This is a genomic window from Rheinheimera tilapiae (assembly GCF_042432165.1).
Classification (GTDB): domain Bacteria; phylum Pseudomonadota; class Gammaproteobacteria; order Enterobacterales; family Alteromonadaceae; genus Pararheinheimera; species Pararheinheimera tilapiae.
In genome coordinates, this window is sequence record NZ_JBHLXP010000001.1 from 1,934,173 (window position 1) to 1,952,756 (window position 18,584).

General features: G+C 50.7%; 14 protein-coding genes. 12 read left to right on the forward strand and 2 right to left on the reverse strand.

Features of this window, described 5'->3' with window-relative positions:
- Positions 1 to 47 precede the first annotated feature (47 nt).
- The 5 genes from ACFFJP_RS08390 to ACFFJP_RS08410 all read left to right on the forward strand — a co-directional run bounded on the left by ACFFJP_RS08390 (position 48) and on the right by ACFFJP_RS08410 (position 8,128).
- Complete coding sequence (locus ACFFJP_RS08390) at positions 48 to 3,146, forward strand: S8 family serine peptidase (RefSeq protein WP_377242361.1); 3,099 nt, start codon at positions 48 to 50, stop codon at positions 3,144 to 3,146.
- Between the two features lie 228 nt (positions 3,147 to 3,374).
- A complete protein-coding gene (gene psrA, locus ACFFJP_RS08395) occupies positions 3,375 to 4,013 on the forward strand; it encodes a TetR family transcriptional repressor PsrA (RefSeq protein WP_377242363.1) in 639 nt (212 codons plus the stop codon).
- 62 nt (positions 4,014 to 4,075) lie between these two features.
- On the forward strand, positions 4,076 to 6,379 hold the full coding sequence (locus ACFFJP_RS08400) for an acyl-CoA dehydrogenase (RefSeq protein ID WP_377242365.1): 2,304 nt from the start codon (positions 4,076 to 4,078) through the stop codon (positions 6,377 to 6,379).
- 152 nt (positions 6,380 to 6,531) lie between these two features.
- Positions 6,532 to 7,599: a beta-N-acetylhexosaminidase gene (gene nagZ, locus ACFFJP_RS08405; protein ID WP_377242367.1), complete on the forward strand. Its 1,068-nt coding sequence runs from the start codon at positions 6,532 to 6,534 to the stop codon at positions 7,597 to 7,599.
- Positions 7,600 to 7,621: 22 nt separating this feature from the next.
- Positions 7,622 to 8,128 (forward strand): GNAT family N-acetyltransferase, encoded by a 507-nt coding sequence (locus tag ACFFJP_RS08410; protein WP_377242369.1) that lies wholly within the window; start codon positions 7,622 to 7,624, stop codon positions 8,126 to 8,128.
- A gap of 107 nt (positions 8,129 to 8,235) precedes the next feature.
- Here ACFFJP_RS08410 and ACFFJP_RS08415 read toward each other — a convergent pair whose 3' ends face one another.
- A complete protein-coding gene (locus tag ACFFJP_RS08415; RefSeq protein ID WP_377242372.1) occupies positions 8,236 to 9,243 on the reverse strand; it encodes an extracellular catalytic domain type 2 short-chain-length polyhydroxyalkanoate depolymerase in 1,008 nt (335 codons plus the stop codon).
- A gap of 232 nt (positions 9,244 to 9,475) precedes the next feature.
- Between ACFFJP_RS08415 and ACFFJP_RS08420 the strand changes: the two genes are divergently transcribed.
- The 5 genes from ACFFJP_RS08420 (at position 9,476) to ACFFJP_RS08440 (ending at position 16,034) form a co-directional block, all read left to right on the forward strand.
- Positions 9,476 to 10,504: an acyltransferase family protein gene (locus tag ACFFJP_RS08420; protein WP_377242374.1), complete on the forward strand. Its 1,029-nt coding sequence runs from the start codon at positions 9,476 to 9,478 to the stop codon at positions 10,502 to 10,504.
- A gap of 93 nt (positions 10,505 to 10,597) precedes the next feature.
- On the forward strand, positions 10,598 to 10,963 hold the full coding sequence (locus ACFFJP_RS08425) for a response regulator (protein ID WP_377242376.1): 366 nt from the start codon (positions 10,598 to 10,600) through the stop codon (positions 10,961 to 10,963).
- On the forward strand, positions 10,960 to 11,538 hold the full coding sequence (locus ACFFJP_RS08430) for a chemotaxis protein CheC (protein WP_377242378.1): 579 nt from the start codon (positions 10,960 to 10,962) through the stop codon (positions 11,536 to 11,538). The genes ACFFJP_RS08425 and ACFFJP_RS08430 overlap by 4 nt, the downstream gene beginning before the upstream one ends.
- Positions 11,539 to 11,541: 3 nt before the next feature.
- Positions 11,542 to 12,858: an ATP-binding protein gene (locus ACFFJP_RS08435; protein ID WP_377242380.1), complete on the forward strand. Its 1,317-nt coding sequence runs from the start codon at positions 11,542 to 11,544 to the stop codon at positions 12,856 to 12,858.
- Positions 12,855 to 16,034, forward strand: coding sequence for an ATP-binding protein (locus ACFFJP_RS08440; RefSeq protein WP_377242382.1), 3,180 nt, complete (start codon positions 12,855 to 12,857; stop codon positions 16,032 to 16,034). Before ACFFJP_RS08435 ends, ACFFJP_RS08440 begins: the two co-directional genes overlap by 4 nt.
- A gap of 2 nt (positions 16,035 to 16,036) precedes the next feature.
- Here the strand turns inward: ACFFJP_RS08440 and ACFFJP_RS08445 are convergent, their stop codons facing one another.
- Complete coding sequence (locus tag ACFFJP_RS08445; protein ID WP_377242384.1) at positions 16,037 to 16,645, reverse strand: response regulator; 609 nt, start codon at positions 16,643 to 16,645, stop codon at positions 16,037 to 16,039.
- Between the two features lie 177 nt (positions 16,646 to 16,822).
- Between ACFFJP_RS08445 and ACFFJP_RS08450 the strand changes: the two genes are divergently transcribed.
- A complete protein-coding gene (locus ACFFJP_RS08450) occupies positions 16,823 to 17,371 on the forward strand; it encodes a chemotaxis protein CheW (protein WP_377242386.1) in 549 nt (182 codons plus the stop codon).
- A 95-nt stretch (positions 17,372 to 17,466) separates the two neighbouring features.
- Positions 17,467 to 18,579 (forward strand): methyl-accepting chemotaxis protein, encoded by a 1,113-nt coding sequence (locus tag ACFFJP_RS08455; RefSeq protein ID WP_377242388.1) that lies wholly within the window; start codon positions 17,467 to 17,469, stop codon positions 18,577 to 18,579.
- Positions 18,580 to 18,584 lie beyond the last annotated feature (5 nt).

An 18,584-nucleotide genomic window follows, 5' to 3' on the forward strand; every position in this document is an offset into this window, starting at 1 on the left:
CTGGTGTGACAAAAATCAGTTGATGACGGAAAATCCGGAGAACGTAAATGAAATATCTGCAATGCTCACGTTTCAGTGTGCTGGCACTTGCTATCGCAGCCGTCTGTCAGACGGCTACAGTTCAAGCTGCTGGTTATGAAGTGAAAATCGACACTAACAAACTGACAACACCCGCTGAATCTCAAGCAATCGCTACTTATATCGTGCAACTGGTTGGTAAATCAGGCGTAGAAAAAGCCGCTGATTTAGGTCAGCTGACGCCTAACAATGCACCTGTTGGCACTGCTCTGAACTTGTACGACAGTACTAACCCGCAAATTGTTGCTTACAACGCTGGCTTAAAACAGCTGCAACAGAAACTGGCGAGTCAGTTCAGCAATACTGGTTTGATTTATTCTTACACTCACACATTCAACGGTTTTTCTGCCCGCATGACGGCAGAGCAGGCATCTCAACTACGGATGCATCCAGACGTAGTTGGGGTTTGGGAAGATAAACCTGAACAAGTCACGACATCACGCACGCCTGCGTTGCTCGGCCTGACCGGTCCTGATGGCCAGCATACGCTGGGTATCAAAGGTGAAAACATTATCGTTGGTATCGTCGATACCGGTATTTCTCCAGCCAATCCAAGTTTTGCCGACGATGGTTCATATGCGCCATTGGCCAGGTTTAAGGGCACATGTGATAAAGGCCAGGATGCAGATTTTGCCTGTAACAATAAAATGATTGGTGCGCGTTACTTCAAAGATTCGTTCCAGTCCGTGTACGCTATTCAACCTGGCGAATTTATTTCTCCACGTGATGCCGACAGTCACGGTAGCCACACAGCCAGTACTGCTGCCGGTAATGCAAACGTAGCCGCCAGTATCGGTGGACAAAGCTACGGCAATATCACCGGTATCGCGCCACGGGCCCGTATAGCTGTGTATAAAGCTTGTTGGAACAGCGACTATGTGTCACCAGCCGGTGCACAAGAGCGCGGATGTTTCTACGGCGATACCATGGCAGCAATTGATGCTGCTGTGGCAGATGGCGTTGACGTTATCAACTACTCCATCGGCGGTAGCCGCACAGATTTAACCACCATTTCCGTGGCAGCAAAACTGCGCGCAACTCAAGCTGGTGTTTTAGTGTCAGTTTCAGCAGGTAACGACGGCGGAAACAACGCAATCGAAACCGTTGGTACACCAGCACCATGGGTTGTCAGTGTTGCGGCTTCAGGTTTCTCTGTAAACGCTATCGGCGTTAACAGTGGTCTGGGCGTGAACAAAATGACTGCCATCGAAGGCACAGTGACCAAACCACTGAGTGTGACCGGTGCTGTCACTGGTAATGTTGTGGTTGCACAGCCAGCGCTGGGCTGTACTCCATTGACCAATGCTGCTGACGTAGCTGGTAAAGTTGTGTTGATCCAACGCGGTACCTGTGGTTTCGCAGACAAAGTGCTGAACGCACAAAACGCAGGCGCAACTGCAGTTCTGGCATACAACAGTGTGGCAGGTAACCCAATCGCGATGGGCGGTACAGTAGCATCAGGCCCGACAATCCCAGGTGTGATGGTAAGCCTGAGCGATGGCGCCACTATCGCAGCTGCGGTAAATGGCGGCACCACTGTGAATGTCACACTGGATCCAAACCAATTGTCTAACGCAATGGCGGACTTCTCTTCTAAAGGTCCAAACAAAGCCTCTTATGACATTTTGAAGCCGGATATCACGGCGCCAGGTGTCAATGTGCTGGCTGCTGCAACGCCAACAACGTTCACCAAACCAAAAGGCAACAACTTTACCTTTATGTCTGGGACTTCAATGTCTAGCCCACACATTGCCGGTATGGCGGCGTTGTTGATTGAACAACATCCGGACTGGACGCCGGCGATGGTGAAATCGGCACTGATGACGACGTCTCACCAAAATGTGACTAAAGCCAGCTCATCTGTACTGGCTGATCCGTTTGATTTCGGTGCTGGCCATGCTGCACCAGTGAAAGCGATGGATCCAGGTCTGGTGTATGACGCCAGCGCGCTGGATTATTACGCCTTCCTGTGTGGCATCGGCAATACAGCCTTTGTGAAAAGCGCGTCAGGTTTCGATTGCGCGGCTTATGTTGCTGCTGGTTATCCAACAGATGCTACTCAACTGAACTACCCGTCGATTTCAGTATCGCAGCTCAAAGCGGCTAAAACTGTGGTCCGTGTCGTCACCAACGTAGGTGGCAGCAATGCTAACTATCGCCCGGTGATCCAAGCGCCAGCCGGTGTTGACGTGGTATTCAAAACGTTAAATGCTGCAGGTCAGCTGGTCGAAGCCAGCAGTCTTGATGTACCGGCAAATGGCAAAGCGGTCTACGCTCTGACATTAACGCCAACCAGCGGTGCAGTGCTGAACAAGTGGGCATTTGGTAGCTTGACCCTGACTGACGGCGTGCACAACGTCCGTAGTCCGCTGGTCGTTAAACCAATGGAACCAGATGCGATCATCGCACCAGGGTCGTTAACGACTCAGGTTGCTGCAGCATCAGGCCGTGTGTCTTTCACCGCTGATATGTCTTACTCAGGTGTAACGTCTGGCAAACTGTTTGGTCTGTCACAGGCCTTCGGTACAGCAGGAACAGCAACGCAGGATCCGGACAAAACCTTCGGCTTTAACGAAGCAACGCTGGGCACGCACATCCTGACAGTACCAGCTGGTACTCAGGTTGCTCGTTTCACTCTGCGTAATGCACTGACCAATCTGACTGCACCTGATATGGACTTATATGTCTATCGCTGTGTGGCTTGGAGCTGTTCAAGCGTTGCGGTATCACAAAATGCCGAAGCCAATGAAGACATCGTGTTACGTAATCCGGCCCCTGCAAATAACGCAGCGAACGGCGACGTCTACATCGTTTGGGCACATGCCCGCGACTTAAAAGGCGCAGCGAAGGTGAACTACACACTGGCGTACTGGATTGTTGACAAAGCAAATACAGCCACCAGCACTTTAACTGCCAGTACCCGTGCAGTGAAAGGTCGTCCAAACGTGATCACCGTGTCTACCAAAAACTTGGTGGCTGGTGCATTACCTTACATGGGTGTTGTGACACTGCATGATGCAAAAGGTACTGCCCGCACTTCAACATTACTGGAAGTCTTTGCGAAGTAAGACTAAGTAAGATCTACAAGGCGTTATTCTAAAGACGCTGACCTCAAATCCCCCGGCTTTGCCGGGGGATTTTTTTGTGCATAAACCGTCCGCATACGCATCGAAGTCGTGCTATTTCGCTGTTGTCGCTTGACTTCAAATAATTTCAAACGTACATTTCAAACAGATGTTTAAATTCGTTACTGATAAGACCAGTTTATGGTTTTTGCCGAGATTTGAAGCCTGCTTATGAGCAATAAACAAAGCACACAACTGAAAATTCTGGAAGCCGCCGAGCAGCTCTTTGCTGAAACCGGCTTCAGTGCGACTTCGTTGCGTCAGATCACCAGTCTGGCTGAAGTGAATCTGGCATCAGTGAATTATCATTTTGGCTCAAAAAAAGAATTGATTCAGGCTGTGTTGCAGCGTTACCTCGCAGTGCTGATGCCGCGACTGGATCAGGAGTTTAATCGCCTGTTGTCAGCGCAGCAGCCCAATCAGCTGACGACAGTTCTGTCGGTGTTTGTCGAACCTTTGCTTGAACTTGGCCAAGTGCAACCACAGGGCACCAGTACTTTTTTACAGTTGCTAGGCCGTGGTTATACCGACGTACAGGGCCACTTACGCTGGTTCTTTAACCATCATTATGGCCGTACCCTCGATAAGTTCGTGCTGCTGGTGCAACAAAGCTGCCCGGCGTTACCTGCCAGCGAAATCTTCTGGCGATTGCACTTTTCGCTCGGCACCATCGTATTCACTATGGCATCGAACGTGGCACTAAAAGATATTGCTGCGGCTGATTTTAATGAAACCGTTGAAATCGACGGCGTGATCCAACGTTTAATTCCGTATCTGGCGGCCGGTATTGCCGCGCCGTCCGCGGCATAATTTTTTAAGACCCTGATTGATAAGTAATAACTGTTTAACCCTGCAGATCTGAGGAACACTTTATGTTGATTTTATTTGTGCTCATCGTTGCCCTGGCAGTGGTGTTGGGTGTGACCGATATCCGGCGCAACCTGATCACCAAGCCTATTTTCGCCATTTTCAAAAAAATTCTGCCGCCACTGTCGGACACAGAGCGCGAAGCGATGGAAGCAGGGGACGTCTGGTGGGATGGTGAGCTGTTCAAAGGCAAACCAGACTGGCAGAAACTACATCAGATCCCAAAACCACAGTTAAGCTCTGAAGAGCAGTCTTTCCTCGACAACGAAGTCGAAACGCTGCTGAAAATGCTGGACGACTATAAAATCGTGCAGGAACAACGCGACCTGCCGACAGACGTGTGGAACTACATTAAAGCCAACGGCTTCTTCGCGATGATTATCCCGAAAGCCTACGGTGGCCGTGAGTTCTCGGCGATTGCCAACTCAACCATCGTCTCGCGCATCGCCACACGCAGCTTAACAGCCGCAGTCACTGTGATGGTGCCTAACTCATTAGGCCCGGGTGAACTGCTGATGCATTACGGCACGCAGGAACAAAAAGACCGCTGGTTACCAGGTCTGGCTGCGGGTAAAGAAGTGCCATGTTTTGCTTTGACCGGTCCGGAAGCGGGTTCAGATGCTGGTGGTATCCCGGACAATGGCGTGGTGTGTAAGGGCCAGTTTGAAGGCAAAGAAGTCATCGGGATCCGACTGAACTGGGACAAGCGTTATATCACGCTGGCACCGGTTGCCAGTGTGCTGGGCTTGGCGTTTAAGCTGTATGACCCTGAGAGTCTGCTCGGTGATAAAGAAGATATCGGTATCACTTGCGCACTGATCCCAACGTCACATGAAGGTGTGCAGATCGGCGACCGTCACTTCCCGATGAACATGGCGTTCATGAACGGCACTACTTACGGCAAAGACGTGTTTATTCCGTTGGATTGGGTTATCGGTGGCCCGGCTTATGTTGGCCGCGGCTGGCGCATGCTGGTGGAGTGTCTGTCAGCGGGCCGCGGTATTTCACTGCCGGCATTGGGCACTGCAACTGGCCATCTGGCCACACGGATGACCGGCGCTTATGCCTATGTGCGTCAGCAATTTGGTCTGTCAATTGGTAAGTTCGAAGGCGTGCAGGAATCATTGGGCCGCATTGGTGGCTTAACCTATAGCTTAGAAGCGATGCGGGTGATGACTGCCGGTGCTATCGATCTGAAACTGAGCCCATCTGTGGTTACAGCCATCGCCAAGTATCACATGACTGAAATGTCACGCACACTGCTGAACGATTCATTTGATATCCACGCCGGTCGTGCCATTCAATGTGGTCCGAAAAACTATCTGGCGCACGGTTACATGGGCGTGCCGATCTCTATCACAGTAGAAGGCGCCAACATTCTGACCCGTAACCTGATGATTTTTGGTCAGGGAGCAACTCGTTGCCATCCGTACGTATTAAAAGAGCTGGAAGCTGCGGCCAATCCAGACAGCGAAGCAGGTCTGAAACAATTTGATGAGCTGCTGTTAAAACACGTTGGCTTTGCACTAGGCAACACTTTTGGTGCCTTATTCCAGGGCCTGACCGCTGGTGCTTTTAACAAGTCACCGGTTGCCGGTGAAACTGCACAGTACTACAAACAACTGACGCGGATGAGTAACGGCCTGGCGCTGTGCGCGGACTTCTCCATGCTGATGTTAGGCGGTGATTTAAAACGCAAAGAGATGCTTTCAGCCCGTTTGGGTGATGTGCTGAGTCACTTATACATTGCATCTGCTGTGCTGAAGTTTTATGAAGATAATGGCCGTCAGGTCGCAGATCTGCCGTTCGTGCATTACAGCGTACAGCGCAATCTGTATGAAATTGGTCGGGCTTTTGCCGGTTTCTTCAGTAACTTCCCGAACCGTCTGGTTGGTAAGCTGTTAAAAGGTTTGGTATTCCCGTTTGGTATTAATTATCAGTTGCCTGACGATGAAATGGCGATGCAAATCTCTGATGCGCTGTTAAAACCAAGTGTGATCCGCGACCGTCTGACCCACTTGTGTTACTTAGGTGAAGGCGAAAACGACCCAACCGGTTCAATGGAACAAGCGTTCCTGGCAGTGCATGCCGCGCAGCCACTGATGAAAAAGATCTTCCAGGCGCAAAAAGACGGCAAAATTGCCCGTAAATTGCCACTGGATGTGACTATCAACAAAGCCGCTGAAGCGGGTGTGTTAAGTGCCGAAGAAGTGGCACAGCTGGAGCAGATGAACAAACTGCGGTTTGCTGCCATCAGTGTCGACAGTTTCAAGCCGGGTGATTTGGAAAGTCGCGCACTGCAGGCCTGATGCTACTGTGGTCCTGTGAAAAACCCCAGCGTGCGTGAGCACGCTGGGGTTTTTGTTTATGCCGGAGCAAACGCAGGCCATAGCCTTCTGTTCGCCTATCGGGTAAAGTAAATGCCCATTTCTGCATATAACATCAAGAGATTAAGCGCCGCATGTTTGGATCTGTCATGCTGGACCTGCAGGGTCCGGAAATTACTGCTGAAGAAATCGAATTGTTAGACCATCCGGCCGTCGGCGGGGTGATTTATTTTACCCGTAATTATCAGGATAAAGCCCAGCTGCGCGAACTAGTGCGCCGCACCCGCGCTGCCAGCCGCAACCCGCTGTTATTGGCGGTGGACCACGAAGGCGGCCGTGTGCAGCGGTTTCGGCCAGAATTTACGTTAATTCCGGCGATGGGACAGATTTTACCTGGCGCCGGTGGTGATTTAACCAAAGCGCAGCAGTATGCCACTGAGATGGCCTGGCTGATGGCAATGGAAGTACTGACGCAGGATATTGATATTTCATTTGCACCGGTCGCTGATGTCTGGGGTGTTTGTGATGTGATCCGCAACCGGGCGTTTTCGCCAGACGCCAAGCAAGTTGTCGCGATGGTGCAAGCCTTTGCCAAAGGTATGCATGGCGCTGGCATGAAAACCACCGGCAAACATTTCCCGGGGCATGGCTCTGTCAAAGAAGATTCGCATCTGCAGTTGCCGGTGGATAACCGCAGCCGTGACGCGATTGAAGGACTGGACCTGTTTATTTTCCGCGAGCTCGCCAAAGTTGGCGCTTTGGATGCGGTGATGCCGGCACATGTGGTGTATCCGGCCTTTTGTGACAAAGCTGCCGGTTTCTCTGATTATTGGCTGCAAACAGTGTTACGCGGTCAGATGCAGTTTGACGGCGTGATTTTCAGCGACGATTTAGGCATGGCTGGGGCGCATCAGGCCGGCAATTATCAGCAACGGGCCGAGGCTGCTTTAGCTGCGGGCTGTGACATGATCCTGGTTTGCAATGACCGCAAAGGCGCGATTGAAGTGTTGGATACCTTGCCACAAGCCTTCTGGCAACACAGTAGTCAGCGTCTTGGCAGACTTAAACATCACAACACCACCACAGAAGTGCAGCTGGCTCAAAGCCCGCGTTATCGCGAAGCGGTGGAACTGGCGGCGCGCCTGCGGGCCGTCGAACTGACCGGTGGTGTCAGTTCAGCCGGTATTGTTGAACGCACTTAACCCAATTCAAAGGACAGGTCTGATGATTGAAACCCGGATCGCCGGCTTAAGTTTACGGCTGGCCACTGCCAACGATGTACCGCAAATTCTGAGTTTTATCCGCCAGCTGGCTGACTATGAAAAGTTACTGGATATGGTGGTAGCAGATGAAGCGAAACTCACCGCGACGCTGTTTGGTGACAAAGCCTATGCGGAAGTGGTGATCGCCGACTATCAGGGCAAGCCTGCCGGCTTCGCGTTGTTTTTCCATAATTACTCGACCTTTCTGGCCAAGCCTGGCATTTATCTGGAAGATTTGTTTGTTGACCCGTCATTGCGCGGTTTGGGGATTGGCAAGGCACTGATCACTTATTTGGCTACATTAGCGGTGCAACGCGATTGTGGCAGGCTGGAGTGGTCAGTGTTGGACTGGAATCAACCGGCGATTGAGTTTTATCAATCGCTTGGCGCCCAGATGCTGCATGACTGGAGGATTAACCGGGTGACTGGCCAGACGTTGCAGGCAATGGCTGGGATGTTTCCGGGTTAAATTCTGCTAAACAGCTTTGCTGAGCGGTTCAGACAGCGGGCTATCACTGACCAAGAGCAGGTGGATTCTCAGGCAATCCACCTGCAATTCAAGACTGCACTTACTGGTTAACCTTTAAAGCCAATCGACTTCGCCAGTGCCATGACCGCTTTGATTTGCGGGCCTTGCTGGTTGCCATAGTTGCTGTCGGTATAACCCCACCAATCCCAGCAACCGTTTGGGTTAAACGGCACCATGGCGCTTTTTTCGGTTTGCGGGTAAAGCACAACGATGTCGTTGCTGTCGGCCCATTCATTTAATCCTGTACCTTTAGCATAGGCGTCACCGACGGCGCTGGCGTATTGTTTACAGCCATGAAAACTGATGTGCAGGGTACAACTGCTGCCTTTTGCACAGCTTTGTGGCACATAAAGAAATCCGGTTTCCCCCAAAGAAGATGCCGTATCACCAGCTAAGTCCTGTTGCTGCAGCGAGAAAAGCTGCCCCGTGGTTTTATCAGCTTTGGTTTTTAACTCAGGGTATAGATGTTTGAGCAGCGCGCCGGCGGCGTCATAGCCACAGGCACCGAGATAAGGCGTCTCTGACAGCTCACAGCCAGCGCCTCTGTTGGCGGTCGGGAAATTGTGACCAAATGCCTTGTCGCTAACATACTGCACTTTCGCGCCCAGTTGCTGATACAGCGTTGCCAGGGCATCACTCACTTTGCTATGCACGGTTTTATCTGCAGTGCCGTGTAATAAAAATACTGGGCTGCCTTTGAGGTTGCTCAACGGCGCGATACTGCCGGCGCCGGCTTGTTGTTGTAGCAATGCTGTAGCTTTTGATAAATCCGGCGCGCTGCTGTCTTTGTTAAAACAAAGCTCCAGCGCAACCTGTAAGGAGTTTTGTGCACAACCATAAGGCCCGGCCGCGATAATGCCAGCGCCAGTGACTTTGTCGCTAAAGGCCAAATGGAACTGATTGGCCATGTAGCCGCCGGACGACAGACCGGATACAGACAGTTTGTCTTGCAATTGCAGCGTTGGCAGGTCGCTGGCATTGGCCGGTAGCGTGTGAAACAACATCAGACAACTGGCGGTGAAAAGAGTCGGGACAACTGCGGTTCTGGTCAGCATAAAGGCGATCCTGGTCAGTCAAAAGGGGAATGATGTTGCCATCACATAAAGTCTCACCGAGCTTGTCGTGCCCGTTGCGTGACGTCAATAGTGCTTTGGTACAGTCTGGTTGCGGCGGCACCTGATGCTGCTATCTGCTTGTCAGCACAAATAAAACTGTGGGACTATCAGCAAGAAGAAGGCGCCAGACAGTAATTCCCTGGCTGGTCATACAAACAGAGTGGAGTAGTGCATGGGACAAACACATCAACGGGACGAACGCATCGACTTGTTGCGCTTTATTGGCCTCGCTATGGTGATCCTGGCGCATGTGTATCCGCCGATGTGGGTGGCGCAGCTACGGAATTTCGATGTACCGCTGATGGTATTAGTGTCGGCACTATCCTTTAGCGCTTCGGTCAAGCAAGAAAGTTATGGCCAGTATGTCTGGGCCCGGGTTAAACGCTTGGTGTTTCCGGTCTGGTTATTCCTGACGCTTTATTTCGCTGTGCAGTGGGCTTTTGCATATCCGCATGTGTTGCCGGATGCTGACAAAATTCTGCGCTCTTACACGATGATTGACGGCATCGGATATGTTTGGGTCATTCGGGTGTTTTTATTAGTCGCATTGCTCGCCCCCTTTATTTACCGCTTCCATCAACGGACACCAGAAAATAGCCAATATTTCCGTGTGCTGGTGCTGTGGTATCTGGCTTATGAAGTTGCGGTCAATATGATTCTGCCCGAGATTAGTGGCATCAGCAGGACAATCCTGCGCAATACGTTGTTTGATGCCGTGCCTTTTGCTTTGTTGTTTGCGCTGGGTTTGCGGATCCCGGCAATGACTAAGTCGGAACAGCTGCGCTTTTTCACGCTGTTTAGCGCGGTCTTTGTATTGCTTGCCGGCTGGTTTTTCTGGCAACAGGGCAGTTTCCAGCGTACCCAAAGCTTTAAGTATCCGCCGCAACACTATTATCTTGCCTATGCTCTGATGTGCGCCTTTTTGCTCTGGCTGCTGGCAGAGCCGGTGTTACGCGGGCTTCGCAGCAGCAGGTTAATTGGTTTTGTGCTGTTTGCAGGCAGCAATAGCATCTGGATTTATCTGTGGCATATTTTCTTTCTGCAAATCATTGAGCTAAGTTGGGGTCCGAAGTATCTGCTGGTGTTTGCCTGTTCGGCTGTTGTCACTTGGCTCCAGGTGAGTTTGATCCAGCGCTTTTGGTTGCCGAAGGTGGTAAATCCGGCAACTAAACGCAACATCAAAGCATTGCTGACCGGTTAGTGACGGCAGCGATATTTCTGTTGCGAGAACATTGACAGGGCAGCAGTTGCCACCAATACTGAGGACAAATGAGACATTTGACTGAGGTGCATGATGGCTATTCCAGTAACTATCGCGGATGACTCGTTGTTATCGCGCAAGACGGTCCGTAAAGCGCTACCGCCTGAATGGGATATTGAACTGACCGAAGCGTGCAACGGCAAAGAAGCGCTGGCTGCCGTCGCAGCAGGCAAAGCTGAGGTACTGTTTCTTGACCTGACGATGCCGGAGCTGGATGGCTTTGGTGTACTGCGGCAACTGCATGAACACCATACCAAAACGGTCGTCATCGTGATCAGTGCCGACATTCAACCCGAAGCGCGCAAGCTGGTCGAATCTTTAGGGGCCTTTCGCTTTTTGCACAAACCATTACAACCGGATCAACTGCGCCAAACATTGGCCGATCTGGGGTTGTTATGAGTATGCTGCTGAGTGAGTTGCAACGCGACGCGTTGCAGGAACTGATGAACATCTCGATGGGACAGGCAGCGAACGCGTTGGCGCGGCTCATTGATGCAAAAATCAACTTATCAATTCCGAAGATTGTTGTGGTCGGCGCCACAGAATTTCAGCAGATGTTTTTAACCGACCACTATTGGTTTACCCGACAGTCTTTTCTCGGCAGTGTCAAAGGTGAAGTGTTAACACTGTTAGCCCGCGCCGGCACCGAAACCATCGGCGGGCTCATGGATTATCCATTGCCGCTGGACGATCGCAGTAAAGAAGAGCTGCTACTGGAACTCGCTAACATCTTAGCGGGGGCTTGCCTCAATGGTTTTTCCACACAGTTGGCGTTGCATACCAAACTCAGTATGCCAACGATGTTTAATCCGGAGCTGCGGCAGGCCGAAAGCTTTCGCTGGTCTAGTACCCTGCTGTTGGAAGTGGAATTTCAGCTGGAAGGCTCCGCCTTTGATTCGCGGATTGTGATTTGCCTTGAACAACTGTCCATCGATGTGTTGATCAACAAGCTCAACACTCTGCTGGAGGACTGAGTCATGGACCAGTCGCATCTGCATTTACAATTAAACAACCGGCTGCCGCTGGGAATTTGTGTGCTGGATGCTGCGTATCAGGTGTTGTACTGGAATGATTTTTTCAGCGACCGAACCGGCTTGCCGTTTGCAGAGGTACAAGGCAAAAATCTACTGGAACTATTCCCGCAACAGGCGCGTTATCTGAAGAAAAAAATCGACAGTGTGTTAGTGCTCAATAATGCTAGTTTCTCATATTGGGAACATCAGCCGCATGTGTTCCCGTTCTCGTCAAGCCGGCCTATCACCGGTGAAGAAACGCTGATGTATCAGAATATCGAATTCCTGCCGGGTGAATGCGATGACAGCGCGGTTCGAACCGTTTGTCTGGTGGTACAGGACGTCACAGAGCTGGCGAGCTATTTTCAGGCAGAGCAACAGTTATCGGCACGACTTGAACAAGAAAGTGCTGAACTGAAGGTACTGAACGAAAAGCTGTCGATGGCACAAAGTCAGTTGCTGCAATCGGAGAAAATGGCTGCAATTGGCCAGCTGGCGGCCGGCGTCGCGCATGAAATCAATAATCCGATTGGATTTATCAGTTCCAATTTGCAGACCTTACAGGACTATGCGACGCGCCTGCTGAAGCTAACAGTCTTTTATGAAAAGATCGTCAGTAAAACCGCGAATGAAACTTTTTTAGCGTTACAGCGTGATATCCAACAGCGTCTGCAGTTTGATTTTGTCCGCACCGATTTGCCGGAATTATTAAGCGAATCCATCGACGGGATCGATCGGGTGGCAGAAATTGTTAAAAATCTCAAAGCGTTTTCTCATGTCGACAATGCCCAGTGGCAACCGGCTAATTTGGTCGACGGACTGGAAAATACCTTGAAAATCGCTGCCAACCAGTTGAAATATCACGTCGAAATTCATCGGGATTATGCCGCTGACTTACCTGAAGTCTATTGCCAGCCGAATCAAATCAATCAGGTGTTACTGAACCTGCTGGTCAATGCTGCGCAGGCCATGGACCATAAAGGTCATTTGTACCTGCGCGCCTGGCAGCAGGACCAGTCAGTCTGTATCGAAGTTCGTGACTCGGGCCCTGGCATTGCGCCTGAACATATGAGTCGTTTGTTTGAACCTTTTTTCACCACTAAGCCGGTGGGAAGCGGCACTGGGCTTGGCCTGTCGTTGTCCTACAGCATTGTCAAAAAACATCATGGCGACATTCTGGTGCAATCGAAACCAGGTGAGGGCGCGAGTTTTGTCGTCTGTTTACCCATCGCAGGTCCTGCCGCAGCTAATATGACTGGCGAGGATAGGGCTATGTTATGACTGACGAAGCAGCCGATCCGCAAGCAGATTTGCTCATTAGCCAGTTGATGGTTGAATTGTCACAGTGTTTTGAGAGAAGTGTCTGTGATGGTGGTTTATTGTCGTTGCATCTCTGCCGTTTGATGTCTGTTTTGCAGTGCGATGCACTGGCAATTTATCAGCCTGAACACAGCGGGTTGGCAGGGATTATGGTGCCAGATGTTAACGATGAATTTGCTCGGGACTATGCCAAAGTTGCAGTCACGGGCCTGCAATTTCCGGAGCGACTTTCCGGCGCTCAGCTTCAGATAGTTTCAGTGAGTCGGACTTGGAACGGACGACAAGCATTGCTGTTGCCGGTGCACAGCGAACGCAATGCCGGTTATTTATTGCTGTGTGGTACCTCGAATTGCGAGACGATAATTCAACAGCTTGCCCCCTGGCGCCAGCTGCTTAATTATTTTTTATCGTTGGAATCTGTCACTTCCTGTCAAGTCACCGAGACGTTGTTGCAGCAACAGGCTACTAGTGCTGCCGAGGCAATTTGTTGGCAACTGGATACGAAAACAGGTCAGCTGGAGCTGGGGACTGACGACCTTCAATGGTTTGGTTTGAAAAAGGATCTCGACGTCCCTCTGACCCAGCAATGGTTATTTCAACAAATGCACCCGGATGATGCAGATCGATGCCGAAGCGCTTTTGAGCGGCATTTGCACGGCGAGACCTCGTTGTATGATTGTGTCGGCCGTATCTGGCATCAAGGCGGTTATTGGATTTGGGTCCACTGCCGGGGAAAACTGCAATGCAAAGCTGGTCAGCCGAACAAAATGCTGGGGTTGTTTTTTGATGTAAGTGAAAGAATGCAAACGCAACTGCAGCTGGAAACCCTAACCGCCTGTGTGCCTGGTGTAGTGTTTCAGTACTTGCGACGGGTCGATGGTAGCCGATGTTTCCCCTATCTGAGTCCCCAGGCCGAGAAACTGTTATCCCTGCCATTGCATCAGCTCCGCCAAGATGCCACTCCGTTATTGCAAAAAGTACACCCGGAAGACTTGCCCGTTCTGAGCCAGCAGCTCGACCAATCATCCAACTCGCTGGCAGTATTACAGGCTCGTTTTCGGTTGCGTGACAGTAATGGGGATTATCTCTGGTATCTTGGCAAAGCCCAACCAGAGTTGCTCCCTTGCGGTGATGTGTTATGGCACGGCCACTTGTCAGATATCTCAGCGGAGATCGCAGTAGAAGAGGAAATGCGTATCGCAAGGGAGCAGGCCGAACAGGCGTCGCGTTTTAAAAGCAGTTTCTTAGCTAACATGAGCCATGAAATCCGCACACCTATGAACGGTGTGCTGGGCATGCTGGATGTGTTAAGTGCAGGGTTGACTGAGCCGCAACAGCGAACCAATATCCGCATTATGCGAGATGCCGCCACTGCATTATTAACAGTAATTGACGATATTCTGGATTTCTCCAAGCTCGATGCCGGCAAATTAGCTGTGGTGCCAGAACCTTGTGAAGTAACAACGCTTCTGGCCCAAATCGTCGGAGTATTGGATGAACTGGCCTTCAGACAACAGGTGTTTTTGAGTTATTTTATTGATCCTGTAGTACCGTCATATGTGCTAGCGGATAGTGGGCGAGTGCGGCAAATCTTACTAAATTTGCTCAGCAATGCGATCAAATTCAGCAGTGGCACTGGTCGCCAGGGGCGTGTCCATCTGGCGTTAACGGTATTAGATCAGGACAAACATGATGTGTTGCTGAGTTTTTCGGTACGCGATAACGGTATCGGCATGTCAGAAGTTAGCCAGCAGCGTTTGTTTAAACCTTTTATCCAGGCCGATGATTCAACCAGCCGGCGTTTTGGTGGTACCGGTCTTGGTCTGTCTATTAGTCAGCAGCTGGTGCATTTAATGGGCGGACTGATTGAAGTCAGTAGTCAGCTTGAATTAGGAAGTGAATTCAAAGTAATGTTACCGCTACAGGCGCTATCGATTGCTGGCGACACGCCTGGCATGCGAATAAAGCCTGTAGTTGTCATCATCAGTGAACCCACATCAACACAGGCGTCTGATTGGTTAAGATATTTACAGGCGACCGGCTGTGAGGTGCAGATACTCACGGGTCCTGATGCCGCAATACTGACAGAGTGCTCAGTCCGGGTCTGGCTTATTGACGTTTCCACTGATGCACTCTCAATGTTATGGCTCGACTTAGCCGGCCGCATTCGCAAAGCACAGCCGGAAGACGGGATTGTGATGTTAGGCCGTGGAAGGCGGCGAGTCCCAAGATTACTGGCGGAAAAACAAGTTTATCTGGATGCCAATGTGCTAAGCCGACAGGTCCTTTATCAGGCCATTGAATTGGCGCTAGGCATCGAGCTGTCGCCGGACTCATCGGTGGAAGTGCTTCCTGCGGCGATTCCGCAATTAACACAACGCATTCTGGTGCTTGAAGACAACAGTACAAATCAGATAGTGATCCGACAGATGTTGTTGCAATTGGGCTATCAGTCAGATCTGGCCGCGGACGGCGTGCAGGGTTTACAAAGTGCTCAACAGCAACGATACGATCTGATCCTGACCGACCTACATATGCCTTTGCTGGATGGCTATGAGTTTTGTCGCGCCTGGCGTGATATTGAGGAGCTGCAGCAGCGTCAACCGACTCCTGTGCTGGCGCTGACAGCCAATGTTCGGCCTGAAGAACAACAGCGGTGTCTCGAGGCTGGGATGAATGGGTGTCTGACCAAACCTTTACCCATCTCAGCATTGCAGCAAGCGCTACAACAATGGCTGCCGGCATCGCCTGCTTCAGCGTCTGACTCACAGCCGGAAGAGCCGGTAGACCGCACCTCAGTGCTCGATTTTGATCGCATCTTACTTGCAAAAACGGTAGGCGAAGATGCAGTCGAAGAAGTCCTAGCGGATTACGCATCGGCTTATCACCAAACGATGCCAGCTATGACGGACGCTATGGCAAACCAGCAATTTGGACTAGTCGCCGCCTTGGCGCACAAACTGAAGTCGTCGACAGCATTTGTCGGTCTGCATGATTTTTCAGACGCTCTGGTGCTGTTGGAGCAAGTTGCGCGCAGTGGCAGCGATTTGGATGCGTTAAACGCGTGCTGGATTAGCTGCCAGCATCATGCCCTGCAAGTCAGTAATTTATTCCGCCGTTCAGCCGGTGCTGCCTAATATCACAAATAAATTTGTTGCAGTGCCAGTAAATAGCCTTTGAGTACAGCGGTATCCAGCGGCTTTTTCAAAAAGGTCACATCCTGCAGTATCTCTTGCTGCAAGTCTAGTTGCTCCTGTTCCAAGCCACTGACAACAATAATATGCCGCATATCCTGGGCTCGGTGAGCCTTGATGCGTTTTAGCATTTCAAAGCCGTCTATAAAGGGAATCTCAAGATCCAAAATTAACAGATGAGGAAAGCCTGCACCTAACCGCAGCATAGCCTCCAGACCGTTGTCATAGAGTTCAAGCTGCAGTGGCAACTGCATTTTGGCTAGCTCTCGTTCGTAACAGCCCCGCATAAAATCATCGTCTTCAACGATCATCACTTCAAGCTGCGAGACCAAGCCTGTTTTTGCTGGGGGCTGTATGAGTGGTAGTGGTTGGCGGTGCTGCTGCAAAGACTGCAGCAGAATACGCCGGTGACCACCGCTGGTTTTCCATGCACTGAGTTTGCCTGCCTCGACCATTTGCTGCACTGTGCCGACTGATACACCAAGCAGTTTTGCGGCTTCTGTCGTGCTGCAATATGCATCCGCACGTTGCGTCACAATTTCATCTTCCACCATTTCTCTCCGGTTCTGCAGTATCACTTCTTAAATTTATCAATGATTTGGCAAATTTACCAGAAGTGGCGGCTTTTTAATCGGGTTAATTTGGTAAAAATAATATAAACGTCATATTTGACAGTTTGCTCAAGGCCGTTCTAAGCTAACTCCAAGAGACAAATGAGACAGGTGCGACGTATGCAAGAAAGTGAGCATGGTTTAAATCGCGTTCCCAGCACGCATGAAAGTGTGACTAGTGTAGGTCAGTACCTAACCTTTAATTCTGGTGGTGAATGTTATGCGTTATGTATTCTGGCGATTAAAGAAATTATCGAATTTGGCAATATTACTAAAATTCCCATGATGCCTATTTTTGTGCGGGGGGTAATTAACCTGCGCGGTGCTGTTGTACCGGTGATTGACTTAGCCGCGCGGCTTTATGGTGAGCAGCTGACAGCTGGTCGACGCACCTGTGTTGTGATTGTCGAGCTTGAAACCGAAGACGGCAAGATTGAACTGGGCGTCGTAGTTGATGCAGTAAATGAAGTGCTTGAACTTTCTGCCAAAGATCTGGCAGCGGCTCCGAATTTTGGCAGTCGAATCCGCACTGACTTCATTCGGCAGATGGCGCGTATCCAGGATCGTCTTGTGATGATACTGGCTCTTGAGCGGGTGTTGTCTGTTGATGAGATGGCCGGCCTGATGGCTCTGAGCCAGGAAAAGTCAACAACAGCGCAGGTGGCATGATGTTAAGCGTCGGCATGCAACAGTGGTGGCAAGCGCAAACAAACCGGCCAACAGCTTTGGCTGCCTATTGTGATCAGACAGCGCAGCGATTGGTTATGACTTTGCTGGTTTTAAGTCTTGCGCTCGCGCTTTTCCATTGGGTCTGGCTCATGACAGTCGTCGCTCTTGCATGCTGTTTGCGCCTGCAAAAGCTGACTTCCCATCATTTACAGCAACAGCTGCTGCAGAATGCACAATGGCAATCCGCGTTGCACACAAGCGAGCAACAGGCAGTAGCGGACCATGAATCAGTTGTCGCCGAAACACAGTTACTGGCAACGCTGATCACTCAGCTCGGCTTCGGCCAAAAATTAGGTGACCAGTCGGTTAATCAGCTGGTCGAAGATTTTAATCTGCTTTACGTCTCCCTTGGCCAGAGCATGCAACTTGCACAAAGTGCCGCGCAGCGATTCGAACCAGGGCAGGACAGCTTTGCTGCGACCAGCGAAATGTCGCTTGCGCAGGTGCTGCAAATGTTACAGCAGGCGCTGCAGCGAAAATCACTACTTTTAGAATCTAATCAACAAGTTGCCCAAGCTGCTGGCGCATTGAAAAACCAGACTGAAATTATTCAGCGCATTTCAAAAGAAATCACTTTGTTGTCTCTAAATGCATCCATCGAAGCTGCGCGGGCTGGTGAAGCCGGTCGAGGATTTTCGGTGGTGGCCGAACGGGTCCGTGAATTGTCAGATACGACTTCACAGGCTGCCAACGACATAATTAGCCGGATGCAGACATTAATGCAGGCGATCGACGGCAGTTCCAGTCAATTGCAGTGCAGCGGTGAAATGGATGAACAACTGATGGCAGATGCCAACCGTCAGATTGGCACTGTCCTGAGCGGTTTTAGTCTGATGACCAGAGAGCTTTGCGGCACTATCGGCCAGTTAGAACAGACTCAGCTGCAGGTACAGCACAAACTGGAAGACGCCGTGCGGAATTTTCAATTTCAGGATCGCGTCAGTCAGCGTTTAACTCACGTGATCAGTGCCATGCAGCAGCTGCAAAACCTACGCGCTGATAGTGCAGTGATACAGCGCGATGACCTCGAACAACTCGGTATTAATTTGTATCAGTCATACACCATGCAAGACGAACGTGAATTGCATCAGGCGGCAGTGCCAGGCGAAAGATCTGAACACAGCCAGCAAGACATTACTTTTTTCTGAGGACA

Excerpts from the sequence above, each read along its gene's own strand:
- ACFFJP_RS08440 (WP_377242382.1), top strand. The coding sequence starts at position 12,855 with ATGACTGACGAAGCAGCCGATCCGCAAGCAGATTTGCTCATTAGCCAG.
- ACFFJP_RS08410 (WP_377242369.1), top strand. The coding sequence starts at position 7,622 with ATGATTGAAACCCGGATCGCCGGCTTAAGTTTACGGCTGGCCACTGCC.
- ACFFJP_RS08445 (WP_377242384.1), bottom strand. The coding sequence starts at position 16,645 with ATGGTGGAAGATGAAATTGTGACGCAACGTGCGGATGCATATTGCAGC.
- ACFFJP_RS08435 (WP_377242380.1), top strand. The coding sequence starts at position 11,542 with ATGGACCAGTCGCATCTGCATTTACAATTAAACAACCGGCTGCCGCTG.
- ACFFJP_RS08415 (WP_377242372.1), bottom strand. The coding sequence starts at position 9,243 with ATGCTGACCAGAACCGCAGTTGTCCCGACTCTTTTCACCGCCAGTTGT.
- nagZ (WP_377242367.1), top strand. The coding sequence starts at position 6,532 with ATGTTTGGATCTGTCATGCTGGACCTGCAGGGTCCGGAAATTACTGCT.
- ACFFJP_RS08425 (WP_377242376.1), top strand. The coding sequence starts at position 10,598 with ATGGCTATTCCAGTAACTATCGCGGATGACTCGTTGTTATCGCGCAAG.
- ACFFJP_RS08430 (WP_377242378.1), top strand. The coding sequence starts at position 10,960 with ATGAGTATGCTGCTGAGTGAGTTGCAACGCGACGCGTTGCAGGAACTG.
- ACFFJP_RS08420 (WP_377242374.1), top strand. The coding sequence starts at position 9,476 with ATGGGACAAACACATCAACGGGACGAACGCATCGACTTGTTGCGCTTT.
- ACFFJP_RS08390 (WP_377242361.1), top strand. The coding sequence starts at position 48 with ATGAAATATCTGCAATGCTCACGTTTCAGTGTGCTGGCACTTGCTATC.
- ACFFJP_RS08450 (WP_377242386.1), top strand. The coding sequence starts at position 16,823 with ATGCAAGAAAGTGAGCATGGTTTAAATCGCGTTCCCAGCACGCATGAA.
- ACFFJP_RS08455 (WP_377242388.1), top strand. The coding sequence starts at position 17,467 with ATGACTTTGCTGGTTTTAAGTCTTGCGCTCGCGCTTTTCCATTGGGTC.
- psrA (WP_377242363.1), top strand. The coding sequence starts at position 3,375 with ATGAGCAATAAACAAAGCACACAACTGAAAATTCTGGAAGCCGCCGAG.
- ACFFJP_RS08400 (WP_377242365.1), top strand. The coding sequence starts at position 4,076 with ATGTTGATTTTATTTGTGCTCATCGTTGCCCTGGCAGTGGTGTTGGGT.